At 70.2% G+C, this 14,105-nt stretch carries 13 protein-coding genes; 7 read left to right on the top strand and 6 right to left on the bottom strand.

Features of this window, described 5'->3' with window-relative positions; genetic code table 11:
- Nucleotides 1-36: 36 nt before the first annotated feature.
- The gene (locus tag ACFWHU_RS16060) at nt 37-381 is read left to right on the top strand and encodes a trypco2 family protein (RefSeq protein WP_385798788.1); all 345 of its coding nucleotides are present in this window, start codon (nt 37-39) and stop codon (nt 379-381) included.
- A gap of 76 nt (nt 382-457) precedes the next feature.
- Here ACFWHU_RS16060 and ACFWHU_RS16055 read toward each other — a convergent pair whose 3' ends face one another.
- From ACFWHU_RS16055 to ACFWHU_RS16045, 3 genes are all read right to left on the bottom strand, one after another.
- Nucleotides 458-1,585 carry a type III polyketide synthase gene (locus ACFWHU_RS16055; protein WP_385798789.1) on the bottom strand — a complete coding sequence of 376 codons (1,128 nt, stop codon included), beginning with the start codon at nt 1,583-1,585 and terminating at the stop codon, nt 458-460.
- 10 nt (nt 1,586-1,595) lie between these two features.
- Nucleotides 1,596-2,804, bottom strand: a complete 1,209-nt coding sequence (locus ACFWHU_RS16050; RefSeq protein ID WP_387225296.1) for a cytochrome P450 — start codon at nt 2,802-2,804, stop codon at nt 1,596-1,598.
- Nucleotides 2,805-3,249: 445 nt separating this feature from the next.
- Nucleotides 3,250-4,032 carry a calcium-binding protein gene (locus ACFWHU_RS16045; RefSeq protein ID WP_387225295.1) on the bottom strand — a complete coding sequence of 261 codons (783 nt, stop codon included), beginning with the start codon at nt 4,030-4,032 and terminating at the stop codon, nt 3,250-3,252.
- Nucleotides 4,033-4,186: 154 nt separating this feature from the next.
- Here ACFWHU_RS16045 and hemC point away from each other — a divergent pair, with 154 nt between their 5' ends.
- The 3 genes from hemC (at nt 4,187) to ligA (ending at nt 8,415) form a co-directional block, all read left to right on the top strand.
- The gene (gene hemC / locus ACFWHU_RS16040) at nt 4,187-5,122 is read left to right on the top strand and encodes a hydroxymethylbilane synthase (RefSeq protein ID WP_385798792.1); all 936 of its coding nucleotides are present in this window, start codon (nt 4,187-4,189) and stop codon (nt 5,120-5,122) included.
- A gap of 129 nt (nt 5,123-5,251) precedes the next feature.
- Nucleotides 5,252-6,175, top strand: a complete 924-nt coding sequence (locus ACFWHU_RS16035) for an LLM class F420-dependent oxidoreductase (RefSeq protein ID WP_387225294.1) — start codon at nt 5,252-5,254, stop codon at nt 6,173-6,175.
- Between the two features lie 89 nt (nt 6,176-6,264).
- A complete protein-coding gene (gene ligA / locus ACFWHU_RS16030; protein WP_387225293.1) occupies nt 6,265-8,415 on the top strand; it encodes an NAD-dependent DNA ligase LigA in 2,151 nt (716 codons plus the stop codon).
- Between the two features lie 196 nt (nt 8,416-8,611).
- Here the strand turns inward: ligA and ACFWHU_RS16025 are convergent, their stop codons facing one another.
- The gene (locus ACFWHU_RS16025; protein WP_385798796.1) at nt 8,612-9,601 is read right to left on the bottom strand and encodes a GlxA family transcriptional regulator; all 990 of its coding nucleotides are present in this window, start codon (nt 9,599-9,601) and stop codon (nt 8,612-8,614) included.
- A 52-nt stretch (nt 9,602-9,653) separates the two neighbouring features.
- Here ACFWHU_RS16025 and ACFWHU_RS16020 point away from each other — a divergent pair, with 52 nt between their 5' ends.
- Nucleotides 9,654-10,058, top strand: a complete 405-nt coding sequence (locus ACFWHU_RS16020; RefSeq protein ID WP_385798798.1) for a cupin domain-containing protein — start codon at nt 9,654-9,656, stop codon at nt 10,056-10,058.
- Between the two features lie 32 nt (nt 10,059-10,090).
- Here ACFWHU_RS16020 and ACFWHU_RS16015 read toward each other — a convergent pair whose 3' ends face one another.
- Together ACFWHU_RS16015 and ACFWHU_RS16010 are read right to left on the bottom strand one after the other, a co-directional pair.
- Entirely contained in the window at nt 10,091-10,579 is a 489-nt protein-coding gene (locus tag ACFWHU_RS16015) for a hypothetical protein (protein WP_385798800.1), read from the bottom strand.
- 238 nt (nt 10,580-10,817) lie between these two features.
- Complete coding sequence (locus ACFWHU_RS16010; RefSeq protein WP_387225292.1) at nt 10,818-11,132, bottom strand: nuclear transport factor 2 family protein; 315 nt, start codon at nt 11,130-11,132, stop codon at nt 10,818-10,820.
- Nucleotides 11,133-11,566: 434 nt separating this feature from the next.
- Here ACFWHU_RS16010 and ACFWHU_RS16005 point away from each other — a divergent pair, with 434 nt between their 5' ends.
- Nucleotides 11,567-13,846 (top strand): AbfB domain-containing protein, encoded by a 2,280-nt coding sequence (locus tag ACFWHU_RS16005; RefSeq protein WP_387225403.1) that lies wholly within the window; start codon nt 11,567-11,569, stop codon nt 13,844-13,846.
- A gap of 20 nt (nt 13,847-13,866) precedes the next feature.
- The gene (locus ACFWHU_RS16000; RefSeq protein ID WP_385798803.1) at nt 13,867-14,070 is read left to right on the top strand and encodes a hypothetical protein; all 204 of its coding nucleotides are present in this window, start codon (nt 13,867-13,869) and stop codon (nt 14,068-14,070) included.
- Nucleotides 14,071-14,105: the final 35 nt, after the last annotated feature.

Raw genomic sequence — 14,105 nt, 5'->3', positions numbered from 1 at the left:
GACAACGGGCCCCCGTTGCGTAACGAGGGGGTTGGAATGGTCGCGGGTGACGGACGTCGCGGACGGGGTGGGCACGACGGTGCGGAGACCGCCGGTCTCGCCGAGGTGATCGGCCGGATCCGCGAGGAGTTGGAAGAAGCTCAGCGCAACGGCCGGGAGAGCAGGCTCCAGTTCCGGGTGGAGCGCGTGCACGTCGAATTCGCCGTGCAGGTAAGGCGCGAGGGCACGGGCAAGGCGGGCCTGAACATCGGCGTCATCACGGCCGAGGCGGGCGGGACGGCGGCGAGCGAGAACTTGCACCGGATCGAGATCGAGCTGATGCCGCACGACAGGGACGAGCGCCCGGAAGGCCCGGGGATCAGCATCGGCGGCCAGAGGTAGCGCGCGTGAGCCCGCCGTCGGGTGCCGTACGGGGCGAGGGCCCGTACGACACCCGAGGACGGCAACGGCCGAGAGGTCAGCCGACCGCGTCCGGCTGCGACATCAGGACCGGCGTCGGCAGGATCACTTCCCGCTCGATGTGTCCGCTCTCCTGACCGCTCACCGACCATGTGCCGAGGGTGATTTCGGCCGTGATGCCGGGGCCGAAGCCCGCGATCACCCCCCGGGCGCCGTGCTCGGCGCCGCCGTCCTCGAAGAAGCGGTCCAGCGCGTCGAAGATGACGCCGCTGGCGATGTTGCCGCGCTCGGTGAGGGTCGCCCTGCTGTAGCGGAACATCTCCGCCGGCACGTCGAGGTAGTGGCAGAGGTCGTCCAGGATCCTGGGCCCGCCGGCGTGCACGATGTAGAAGTCGAGCCCGGAGACGTCCCAGTCGTGCGGCTCTGCCATCTCACGCATGGCGGGAGCGAGTACGGACATGGTGCCGGGCACACGCTTGTCGAGCATGAAGTGGAAGCCGGTGTCACGGACCGCGTAGGAGATCCAGTCCTCCGTGTCGGGCACCAGATGGGACCCGTTGCGCTCCAGGCGTACGCCGGTGCCGCCCTCGCCGCGGACCACCGCGGCGGCGACGGCGTCCCCGAAGAGGCCGTTGGAGAGCAGATTGCCCACCGCGAGGTCCGTCGGCTGATAGCACAGCGAGCAGAACTCACAGGCCACGATCAGCACGTTGGACTCCGGGTACGCGGAGCAGAAGTCATGCGCGCGGTTGATGGCCGCACCGCCGGCGGCGCACCCCAGCTGAGCGATCGGCAGCTGTCGGGTGTGCGATCCGAAGCCCATGTTGTTGATGAGCCACGCGGTCATGGAGGGCATCATGAAGCCCGTGCACGACACGTAGACGATCATGTCGATGTCCGGCGGCGTGAGTTCGGCGTGGGCCAGGGCCCGCTCCACGACCTCGGGCACCCTGGCCTTCGCCTCCTGCTCGTAGGCGTCGTTTCGGGCGGTGAAGCCGGGATGGCGAAGGGTCTCCTCGATGGGCCGCACCAGTCGTCTGGTGCGGACACCCGTGTTGCTGATCAGCCGCACGGCGAGGTCGAGTTGGGGGTGATCGGGATGCAGCGCCCGCGCCAGCTCCACGGTCTGTTCCATGGTGATGACGTGGTCGGGCACGGCGATGGCGGGTCTGCACAGAGTTGCCATGATCAGCTCCTTACCAGGTGACCGGCAGGGCGAGCGGGTATCGCCAGATCGAGACGGTGTTCCACCGCACCTCCTCCGCCGGTACGGCCAGACGAAGGTCGGGGAAACGGGTGAGCAGTGTGCCGATGGAGACCTGGAGCACCATGCGTGCCAGATGGGCGCCCAGACAGTGGTGGCTGCCCCATCCGAAGGTCATGTGCGGGGCGGGATCCTCGCGGTGGAAGTCGACCTCGTCCGGCCGCCCGTAGGCGAGTTCGTCGCGGTTGGCGGTCAGGTAGGACACATGCACCGTGTCGCCCGCCTTGATCACGACACCGTCGAAGTCGACGTCCTCCAAGGCCACGCGGGGGATGCCGACGCCCTGCCGGAAGGGGATGTGGCGCAGCAGCTCCTCGAGGGCCTGCGGCAGCAGTTCGGGCCGGGCACGCAGCTCCCCCGCCAACTCGGGCCGGGTCAGCAGCGTGTAGACGATGTTGCTGATGTTGTACGTCGTGGTGTCGTGGCCGGTGATCACCAGGAGCATGGCCAGCACGGTCAACTCGTCCTTGTCGAGCGTCTCGTCGCCGATGCGCGCGGTGGCGAGGGCACTGATCAGGTCCTCGCCGGGCGAGCGCCGGCGCTCCGCGGTCAGCTCGGAGAAGTAGGCCCGCAGCCACGCCTTCGCTTGGACGGCCGAATCCCGGTCGGCGGCGTTCATGGACATCATCTCCATGGCGCGCTGCCGCAGTTGGGGACGGTCCGCCTGCGGCACGTCCAGCAGTTCGCAGATGGTCAGCAGCGGCAGCCGGTCCGCCAGGTGGTCCGCGATGTCGGCCGGTGGGCCGCTCTCGGCCATGGCGTCCAGCAGCTCGTCCACGGCCCGCTGGGTCCAGGGGCGCAGCGCCTCCACCTGTGGTGTGGTGAAGGCCTTGTTGATCAGCCTGCGCACCCTGTTGAGCGCGGGCGGGTCCATGAGGTTGATCGACTCGGACTGCGCGATGGGCGCCGGAGTGATCCGGGGGAAGTCCCGTCCGATCAGGGCGGCTCGGCTGAAGCGGCGGTCCGAGGTGACGGTCTTCACGTCCTCGTACCGGGTCACCAGCCAGCACTCGCCCTCGCCGTACGGCATACGTACGCGGGTGACGGGTGCCTCGGTCCGCATCCGGGTCATGAAGGGGTCGGGTTCCAGGGCGTCGTCGTGGCGAAAGGGGCAGGTCTGTACTGAATCAACGCCGGTCATCACAGCACTCCCACAGCGAAGATGGTCACTTACGGTGACGTTGGGCAACCTTGAGTTCATTCCGCAACGGGGGAGCCGCCATGCGCGGAAAATGCCAACCTCACCTGTACGGGTAACTGGTGGCCCGGGGCACACGTCGCCGTCGCCGTGCGCCCACCTCGAAGGGAGGTGGCCGCACGTTCGGCCATATGCTTACGGCGCCTTTATGGCGCGCGAAGTCTCGCCGGGCGCGACGGAAGTGCCGCCGAACGCGCCGGAGCGTGGCGTCGGGGAGCTGGTCAGCCCACGCGCTCGCTCGTTCCGGTGGAGCGGCGGGCTGTCATGGTTCGGGAGGGCCCCATCGCGCCAGAACCTCTGTGGTCGGGCGTACCGGACGCCCTCAGGTCAGGACCGCGACGTGACGCCTACTCTCCTGCGAGCCGTCGGCGCCGCGGTCGGGTCTCCGTCAGCGGACGTCCACGTAGTCGCCCGTGGCCTTCTTCGGGGCCGTGGTGGTCGTACCGGCGAAGTTCCACCGCCAGTAACCGTCGGTAGCGGCCTTGACGGTCGTACGGAGGTTGCCGGTCCCGTCGGTCTTGAGGGTCTTGACGGTGGTGTAGGTGTCGCTGTTCTTCGGGCGGAACTGGAGCGTCACCGTCTGCCCGGTGTAGCCGGCGTAGCGGTAGGAGTCCCAGTTCGCGCGCGTCAGTTTGCCGGTGACCGTGATGGTGCGCCCCTTCGCGACCGGCTCGGGCGCGGCGTTGACCGTGAGCCTGGCGGCGCGCTGGAGCCGGAAGTCACCGGCGTGCCTCGTGTAGAGGGAGGCGCCGTCGTTGGTGTCCACCAGCGTGTCCACGTACCAGGCACCCGCGTTGGCGTTGCTGAGATCGAAACCCTCGTTGTACGGATCACGGCGCGGATCCACGGTGAATCCGGTGGTGCAGGCGGTGGCGCTCTCGCAGAAGGTGTCGGTCGTGTAGAAGCCGACGTTCGGCCCCAGCAGGTCGACATCGGCGAAGTGGAGCCCCGAGTCGTCGCTTCCGTGGACGGTGACGGTGAAGGTCTTGCGCTCGGTCGTGCCGACGACCACGTCCTTCCCGCCGTTGACGGTGACGCCCGTGATCACCGGGTCCGTGGGGACGGTGGAAGCGGAGGAGGGGACAGGGATGGTGTCGGCGAGTGCGGTCGGTGCGGTGAGCCCGCCCACCGCCGCGGCGAGGGTCAGGGCGACAACGGCGTGTCTGGTCATATCAGGTATGACCGTCGAAAGCGGCAAAGGTTGCGGACGTTCCGGCCGCTTCGCTCGCACACCTGCCCGAGGTGTCCAACGTATCTGTCGCACGGGGGAGATGGCGCCGGGGCGGATGACGGAAGCACCCGCCGGACGCTCTATCGTGTCCGCCATGTCCACCCCTGAACTGATCCGCATCGTCTCCCGCGACTCGCCGATGGCGCTCGCCCAGGTGGAACGTGTGCGCACCGAACTCAACGCACTCCACCCCGGCATCGCGACCGAGGTCGTCCCGGTCAAGACGACCGGCGACAAGTGGATGGGCGACCTCTCCCTGGTGGAAGGGAAGGGCGCCTTCACCAAGGAGGTCGACGCCGCGCTCCTCGCCGGACAGGCCGACCTCGCGGTGCACTGCGTCAAGGACGTGCCCGCGGACCGGCCGCTGCCCGCCGGGACGGTCTTCGCCGCCTTCCTCAAGCGCGACGACATCCGCGACGCCCTGATCCACCCCGCCGGACGCACCCTCGACGAGCTGCCGGCCGGCACCCGGGTCGGTACGTCGTCGGTCCGGCGCGTCGCCCAGCTCGCCGCCTCCCACCCGCAGCTCATCTGCGTACCGATGCGCGGAAACGCCAACCGCCGACTGGAGAAGCTCGCGGCGGGGGAGGCCGACGCGCTGCTGTTGGCCGCGGCGGGCCTGGAGCGCATCGGGCGCAGCGACGTCATCACCGAGATCCTGCCGGTGGACCTCATGTGCCCGCCCATCGGAGCCGGGATCCTCGCCCTCCAGTGCCGCGAGGACGACACCGACACCATCGACGCCGTCTCCGCGCTCGGCGACCGGGACACCTACAAGGAAGCCTCCGCCGAGCGGATGTTCCTGCACGTTCTCCAGGGCCACTGCAACAGCCCGATCGCCGGATTCGCGCACGCCGAGCGCAGCGGCGGCCTCTCCCTGCGCGCGAGGGTCTTCACCCCGGACGGCAAGACGGTCCTCAACGCGCACGAATGGGCCGGACCGCTCGACCCCGCCACCCTCGGTACGTCGGTCGCGGTGGCCCTGCTGCGGCAGGGAGCGCGCGAACTGATCGACTCCATCGCGCACTGAGGTCCGACAGATCCCCGGGTCCGGCCCAGGGTCCTGCTCCGGGTCTCGGCCCCGCGCCGTGTCCAACAGTTGACACAGCCGTCACACACCGACGGAATGTGGGGCCGACGAGCGCTGGTTTCCGCTGACATGACTGTGGGAGTAGCACTCAACGCGACGGAATCCGACAACCAGATCGACGCCACCGTACGGCTCGCCGAGGAGGCCGCGGCGGCGGGACTGCGGTCGGCCTGGTTCGGGCAGACCTTCGGCGCCGACTCGCCGCAACTCGCGGCCATCGTCGGGCGTGAGGTACCGGCCCTCCAGGTCGGTACGTCCGCCATCCCCGTCTTCGGACGGCACCCGCTCACCGTGGCGAGCCAGGCACTGACCGCGCAGGCGGCCACCCACGGCCGCTACCACCTCGGCCTGGCGCTCGGCACCAAACTCCTCACCGAGGGCGGCTACGGCATCCCGTTCGAACGGCCCGTCGCCCGACTGCGTGAATTCCTCACCGCCCTGCGGCAGTTGACCGAGACCGGCACCGCCGACTTCGAGGGCGAACTGCTCACCGCGCACACCCCCGTCCCCGCGCGCGTGCCGGGAGCCGACGCCGGCGTGCCGCTGCTCGTCGCCGCGATGGGACCGCAGGCGTTGCGTGCCAGCGGGGAGCTGGCGGACGGGATCCTGCCCTATCTCGCCGGGCCCCGCGCCCTGGCCGAGCACATCGTCCCGGCCGTCACCGCGGCGGCGGAGGCGGCCGGCCGGCCCGCGCCCCGGATCGTGGCGCTCGTACACGGTGTCGTCACCGACGACGTCGACGCGGTCCGCGAGAGGGCCACCGACGCGCTCGCGTTCTACGAGCAGATCCCGTCCTACGCCCGGGTCATAGAACTCTCCGGCGGCACACGCGCCGTCGACGTCGCAGTGATCGGCGACGAGCGGACGGTCTCCGCCGAGGTCCGTCGCTACCGGGACGCCGGGGCGACGGAAGTCGTTTTCTCCGGCACGGAGATCGCCGGGGACGCCGACCGGCGCCGCACCTGGGACCTGCTAGGCGGGCTCGCCGACTGACGGCCGCTCCGCCCTCACCACGGACAAAACCGCTGGTCAGGCCCCTGCCCGCAGCTCGGGCAGGGGCGTTGTCAGTGGTGGGCGGCAAGATGAGACGCATGACGACACCCGCAGCCGTTCTTGTCGACGCAGCCGCCTACGCCGTCGCGGTGGAGACCGCGACGAAGGCCGCCGCTGCCTACTACGCGTCGGGCGAGAGCGCTCTCGACGACGACGCCTACGACCGCATGGTGCGGGGCATAGCCGCCTACGAGGAAGCCCATCCGGACGAGATCTCGGCCGACTCGCCCAGCGGAAAGGTCGCGGGCGGCGCGGTGGTCGGGGACGTACCGCACACGGTGCCGATGCTGTCCCTGGACAACGTTTTCGGCGGAGACGAGTTCACCACCTGGGCCGCGTCCGTGGAGCGGCGGATCGGGCGGCCGGTCGAGCGCTGGAGCGTCGAGCCGAAGCTGGACGGTCTGGCCGTCGCCGCCCGGTACGAGACGGGTCGGCTGGCCCGGCTGATCACGCGCGGGGACGGGCTGGCGGGCGAGGACGTCTCGCACGCGATCGGGATGATCGCGGGCCTGCCCGACCGGCTCGCCGAGCCCGTCACGCTCGAAGTGCGGGGCGAAGTCCTCATGACCACCGAGCAGTTCGAGCAGGCCAACACGCTCCGTACGAGCCACGGCGGGACCCCGTTCGCCAATCCCCGCAGCGCCGCCGCCGGCAGCGTCCGGGCCAAGGACCGTCCGTACCAGGTGGAGATGACGTTCTTCGCGTACGCGGCCCTGCCCCTCACCGAGTCCGGCGACGACCTGGCCACCTCGCTCACCGGACTGCCGCACAGCGAGGTGCTCGCGCTCGTGGCGGGCCTCGGTGTGCTCACGACGGCGGGCACGACCGTTCCGCCCCGGACGGTGACCGACGCCGAGGCCGTGCGTGTGCGGGTGGAGGAGATCGGCGCGCTCCGCCCGGAGCTGCCGTTCGGCATCGACGGCATCGTCATCAAGGCCGACGCGGCGGCCGACCAACTGTCGGCGGGATCGGGCTCCCGCGCGCCCCGCTGGGCCATCGCCTGGAAGCTTCCGGCGGTCGAGAAGGTGACACGGCTGCTGGACGTGGAGTGGAACGTCGGCCGTACGGGCACCATCGCGCCCCGTGCCGTCCTGGAACCGGTCGAGATCGACGGGTCGACCGTCACCTACGCCACGCTCCACAACCCGAACGACATCACCCGCCGTGACCTGCGGATCGGCGACCACGTGATGGTGTACAAGGCGGGCGACATCATCCCCCGCGTGGAGGCGCCCGTGGCGCATCTGCGCACCGGGGACGAGAAGGCGATCGTGTTCCCCGAGGTGTGTCCGCAGTGCGGCTCCGACATCGACAAGTCGGAGCAGCGCTGGCGCTGTGTGCGGGGCCGTAACTGCCATGTCGTGGCGTCCATCTCGTACGCGGCGGGGCGCGACCAGTTCGACATCGAGGGCCTGGGCGCGACCCGCGTCGTCCAGCTCGTGGACTCGGGACTCATCGCGGACATCGGCGATCTGTTCACGCTCACCCGCGAGCAGATCCTCGGCCTCGACCGGATGGGCGAGACCAGCACGGACAATCTCCTGGCCGCGATCGAACGGGCCAAGGCGCAGCCGCTGTCCCGCGTGCTCGCCGCGCTCGGGGTGCGCGGCACCGGACGCTCCATGTCCCGCCGGATCGCACGCCACTTCGCGTCCATGGACGTGCTGTGCGCCGCGGACGCGGAGGCCATGCAGCGCGTCGACGGGATCGGTGTGGAGAAGGCTCCGACGATCGTGGCGGAACTGGCCGAGCTGGCGGACCTCATAGAGAAGCTGCGCGCCGCCGGGGTCAACATGACCGAGCCCGGCGCGACGCCGCCGTCCGACGACCCGACGGCCTCCGAGGACGGCGAATCGGCCGCGGAAGCCGGTCCGTTGGACGGAATGACCGTGGTGGTCACGGGCGCCATGACGGGACCGCTGGAGAATCTCTCACGCAACCAGATGAACGAACTGATCGAGCGGGCCGGCGGCAAGTCGTCCTCCAGCGTCTCCAAGCGCACCTCGCTCCTGGTCGCGGGGGAGAACGCCGGATCCAAGCGGGAGAAGGCCGAACAGCTCGGTACGCGCGTGATGGCGCCCGACGAGTTCGCGGAGCTGATCGCGTCGCTGCTCACCAGCGACGGAGACGGCGGCGACGATGGCGGCGGGACTGGCGGTGACACCGAAGCGGACCGGTGAGGGCGACGCCGTGCCGTCACTGGGGACTGATGGGGGACGGAGTGCCGGACAGGACCTAGTCCTGAATCGCCGAACGGCTGCACACGCAGCCCGTCCGGCGGGCATTTCAAGCCCGTCCGGCGATTGAGGACACCACCCACCGGCCGGGCCGGTGACCGGACACGTTCACCCGCTCCGGTCACCGCGCCCGGCGCCATCAGCTCGGCCCCGGGCCGAACCGGCGTTGGTAGGCCGACGGCGTCAGGCCGGTCTCGCGGCGGACGAGCGTACGCAGATTCGTCGCCGTGCCGAGCCCGCTGCGCCGCGCGACCAGCTCGAAGCGTGACTCGCCCCGCTCGATCAACCGGCAGGCGAGGGCCACCCGTTCACCGGTGAGCCACGCCAGCGGCGTCGTGCCGAGCTGGGCCTGGAAGCGGCGGTGCAGCGTCGCGGGACTGACCGACGCGCGCGCCGCGAGGTCGGCCACCGTGAGAGGGGCGTCCAGCCGCTCCTGCGCCCAGGCCAGGACGGGCGCCAGCGACTCGTCGGGCAGGTCGGGCACCGGACGCTCCACGAACTGCCTTTGCCCACCGTCCCGGTGGGCCGCGAAGACCAGCCGCCGACTGACGGAGTTGGCGATCTCGGCGCCGTGGTCACGGCGGACCACATGCAGTCCGAGGTCCAGCGCGGCGGCGCTCCCGGCCGCCGTCAGGATGTCGCCGTCGTCGACGAACAGCACGTCCGATTCGAGCCGTACGGAGGGGAAGCGCGCCCGGAAGGCATCCGCCCACTGCCAGTGCGCGGTGGCCCGGCGCCCGTCGAGCACCCCCGCCTCGGCCATGGTGAACGCCCCGCTGCAGAAGCCGACGAGGCGCGCGCCGCGCGCGTGGGCGCGGCGGACGGCGTCGAGTACGGCCGTGCGGCGGGGCACCTCGACGTCGGGCCGGTTGGGGACGATCAATGTGTCCGCCGTGTCGGCCACCGCCAGCTCGGCCACGCCCGTGAGCGTGAAGAACCCGTCCCGCATCAGGGTGCTCGGCTCGGGGGAGCAGAGGCGGAAGTCGTACAGTTCACGACCGATCTCGGGCCTGCGCAGGCCGAAGATCTCCGTCGCGCAGCCGAGTTCGAAGGGGTTGGAGTTCTCGTCCACGATCACGACGACCCGGTGGAGGCCGCGGTCGGGACCGTGCGAGGATTCTTGCGCCATATGCACTTACTAGCACTCACGTCGGATGCGCGGATCGGACGACCATGGGTCCATGAGCAGCGAACCCAACAGCCCCATCCCCCTCGACAAGGCGCTGGCCTCCTTCGACGCCCTGTGGAGCCCTCGTATCGTGACCCGCGTCAACGACTACGACGTGCGCGTCGCCAAGGTCGAGGGCGAGCATGTCTGGCACGTCCACGAGGACACGGACGAGTTCTTCCTGGTACTCGAAGGAGAGCTCCGCATCTCGTTGCGCGAGCCCGCGGGTGAGCGCACGGTCACGCTGCCGCGGGGCGCGGTCTTCACCGTTCCGCGCGGTACGGAGCACAAGCCGTACGCCCCGTCCCGCGCGGCGATCCTGATGTTCGAGCCGTCCGGGACGTCGACGGTCGGGGACCGGCACGACGAGGTCCCGGACCACGTCGACGCCACGACCGGACACGCGCTCGGCTCCTGACCGTGCCCCGCCTCGGCGCCGGAGGGGTGGTGTCAGCCCGTCCGGGGCCGGGGCCGAACGCCGGGCCGGACGTACGTCACGTCGAAGTCGGCCACCCAGAGCTCGCCGTCGTCCGACCGCTCCCAGCCGCCCGTGATCGTCTCGCCGTCCTCGTCGAAGGTGGCGGCGAACCGCTGGTGGAAGCCGGGTGCCGCGCGCCACTGCTTCCATACGCCGGCGGTCAGGCTCGTACGGTAGACACGCGCGACCCCCCGGCCGTCGGCGTACAGCGTCGTGAACTCGTCGGCCGTGTCGTCGTAGCCGGTGACCGTCGTCGTGGGGAAGGGCGCGTGTCCCTGCCACTCGGGCGGAAGCGCCGTCCCGGGCCCCGCGTCCGCGCGCTGGACCAGCAGGGTTCCGCCCTCCAGCCAGGCGAACTCGGTCCGGACCGGGCCCGCTCGGTGTCCGGCGGCCCACATGTCCCATTCGCCCACGAGACCGTCCAGCCTTCGCAGCGCGGTGTGGGGTGTCGGTCGGCGCATCGGATTCTCCTCTTCACCGTGCGGGGAGTGATCTCCCCCTGTCGGTAGTGACCCAGTGGTGACTCGGAAGTCTTCCCGGACTCATCGATCCGTGGGGCGATCCCTCGACCTCGGCGACGGTTGAGGTGGAAACAGACGTCAGTGGACGGTGGCCAGTGGCGTCGCAGCCCTCGTCGGCGTCGGGCGGCCCGGCCGCTTCGCACCACCGGTGCGTCGTCCGGCGTGAAGAGGACGGGCTCTACGCCTGGCCCGTCTCGAAGCGGCTGATACGGCCGTCGGTGACCGTGAAGGCCCAGCGCGTCCGCATCGTGCCGTACGTCGAGTTGGTGAACGCCGCTGTCAGGGCGCGGCCCTCGTCGGAGGCGGTCTCGACGTCCATCCGGCCGTCGGCGGAGAAGATCTCCTTGTCCACCCAGGCCGCGAGGTCACGTTCGCTTCCGTCGTCGGACATGGTGGCGTCCGGTGCCAGGACGGCGAAGAAGGCGTCCCGGTTCCCCCCGTTGATCGCCGAGATGAACGCGGCGACCGCCGGGTCTTCGGGGATGGCGCTCATGGGTGGTCCTCCTTGTGGTTTGCGGGTGGCGGCTGACCGGTGACCGGATCGTTGCCGGGCGAGCGGCGGCTCGCGGACGAGTGCGACGGACGAGTGCGACGGACGAGTGCGACGGGCGCGTGCGAGAGGCGAGTGGGACGGATTGGTGCGACGGGCAGTGTCATCATCACGCCTGCCGCGCCACCGCGCAGCCCGGCGGAACAGGCCCGTGCCGGGAGGGTGTACAGCCCACTTCCAACGATGTAAAAGATGCCTACGGGCCGCACCAGCACCGTCCTCGCCCGTATGACCGAGGAGGGCAATCGACCATGCACGCCTCGTACGTCCCGTACATCTCGCTGCGACGCCCCACCCCCACAGCCACCCGGCAACATCCGGCGGGCGCCCGCCGCGCGCGGAACCGCGTGACCGCCTGGCTCGGCGCACTGCTGCTCATGTGCGCGAGCCTGGTGGTGGCCGGCGGCCCCGCCGAGGCGAAGGCCGCCGCCTGGCAGCCCAAGCCGTCCCCCATGACCACCCCGTGGACCAACCAGGTCCCGGTCGACAACCCGCTGCCGGAGTATCCCCGCCCCCAGCTCACGCGCCCCGACTGGCTCAACCTCAACGGCATCTGGGATTTCGCGGTCACCGGTGCGAACGCCGGGCAGCCCGCCGCGTTCCCCGAGCAGATCAGGGTCCCGTTCGTCGCCGAGTCGGCCCTCTCCGGCATCCAGCGAAAAATCACCCAGGGCGACAAGCTCTGGTACAAGCGGAACTTCACCGTGCCGGCGAACTGGGACGGCCGCCGCGTCCAGCTGAACTTCGGGGCGAGCGACTGGCAGACCACGGTCTGGGTCAACGGCCGGCAGGCGGGCGCCGCCCACAGTGGCGGATTCGACGCCTTCTCCTACGACATCACGCCGCAGCTGACCACGGGCACCAACACCGTCGTCGTCTCCGTCTTCGATCCCTCCCAGACCGGCGGCCAGGCCGTGGGCAAACAGCGGATCAACGACGTCACGCCGCATCCCGGCGGAGGCATCTTCTACACGGCCGCCTCCGGAATCTGGCAGACCGTCTGGCTGGAGCCCACCGCCTCCGCCCACATCACCCGGCTCGACATGGTGCCCAGCCTCTCCGACAACACGCTGAAGGTCACTGTCCGGGGCGCAGGCATCTCCGGCCACACCGCCAGAGTGACGGTCTCCTCCGGCGGTACGACCGTGGTCACCGCTACCGGCCCCGTGAACAGCCAGTTCTCGGTGGCGATCCCGAACCCGCACCTCTGGACCCCCGAGGACCCGTTCCTCTACGACATCAGGACCGATCTGCTGTCGGGTACCGGTGGCACGACCGTCGACTCGGTCGGCAGCTACACCGGTATGCGCTCCATCTCCGTCGGCAAGGTGGGAGGCGTTCAACGCCCGCTGCTCAACGGCAAGTTCGTCTTCCAGACCGGCACGCTCGACCAGGGCTACTGGCCGGACGGCATCTATACCGCCCCCAGTGACGAGGCGCTGCGCTACGACCTCCAGAAGCACAAGGACCTCGGCTTCAACATGGTCCGCAAACACATCAAGGTGGAGCCGCAGCGCTGGTTCTACTGGGCCGACCGGCTCGGGCTGCTGGTGTGGCAGGACATGCCGTCGATGGACACCCGGACACCGGACAGCGCGGCGCGCGTGCAGTGGGAGGCGGAGTACGACCGGATCATCGACCAGCACCGCAGCTCGCCGTCCCTGGTCATGTGGGTCAACCAGAACGAGGGCTGGGGCCAGTACGACCAGGCCCGGATCGCGAACGAGGTCAAGGCGTACGACCCGTCCCGCCTCGTCAACAACATGAGCGGCGTCAACTGCTGCGGCTCCGTCGACGGCGGCAACGGTGACGTCATCGACAACCACATCTACGTCGGTCCCGGCACCACGACACCGACGGCCACCCGCGCTGCCGTCCTCGGCGAGTTCGGCGGGCTCGGCTGGAAGGTGCCGGGGCACGAGTGGTACCCGGGCGGCGGCTTCAGCTACGAGGACCAGGCGAGCGTCGCCGCGTTGAACAACCGCTTCGTCGGGCTCATCGACACCATCCGCGAGAACCAGATGCCCAGCGGTCTCTCCGCGTCCGTCTACACCGAGATCACCGACGTCGAGAACGAGGCCAACGGCCTGCTGACGTACGACCGGCAGGTGGTCAAGGTCGACGCGGCCCGCGTCAGGGCCGCCAACCTCGCCCTCGTCGACGCCTCACGCAACCCGCCGCCACCGGTCACACTGCCCACCGGCCAGAACAAGTCGCTACGGGTGACCACACCCGGCCACACCGGCAAGTACCTGCGCCACCAGGACGGACTCGCGTTCACCGCGCCCGTCGACGCGAACAGCGACAGCCTTCTGAAGAACGACGCCACCTGGAAGATCGTCCCCGGCCTCGCGGGCAGCGGCTGCTACTCCTTCGAGTCCCGCAACTACCCCGGCCAGTATCTGCGGCACCGCGAGTTCCGCGTGTACAAGGAGGCGGGTGACGGCTCGGCGCTCTTCCGGGCCGACGCCACGTTCTGCGCGCTGCCCGCCACCGGGGGAGTGCGGCTGGCCGCGTACAACATGCCCGGCGGCTATCTGCGGCACATCAACTCGGAGGTGTGGATGGCGACTCGGGGCGGTCCGCGCGCCTTCGACAACGCGGCGTCGTTCACGGAGGACACGACCTGGTCCGTCGACAACCCGTGGGCCGGGTGAGCGTGTGCGAGCATTCCGGTATGGATCTGCCGAACCTCGAACTTGCCGTGCGGCGACTGCGTGACGCCGAGGCGGCCATGGACGCCGCACGCGCCGATGTGGAGATCGAGGCGGTACTCGCCGTGCGCCGGGGCGAGGCCGTCGAAGACGTCTCGACGGCCTCGGGAATCACGCCGCACGACCTGCTGAGACTGGAGAAGACGGCGGACCGGCGTCCGGCCTGATCACCGGGCGGTCCGCACTCGCGGACCGCCCGGCG

The organism is Streptomyces sp. NPDC060366 (assembly GCF_042725135.1).
In the GTDB taxonomy this organism is placed as follows: Bacteria; Actinomycetota; Actinomycetes; order Streptomycetales; family Streptomycetaceae; genus Streptomyces.
This window is presented reverse-complemented; position numbering and strand designations above follow the sequence as displayed.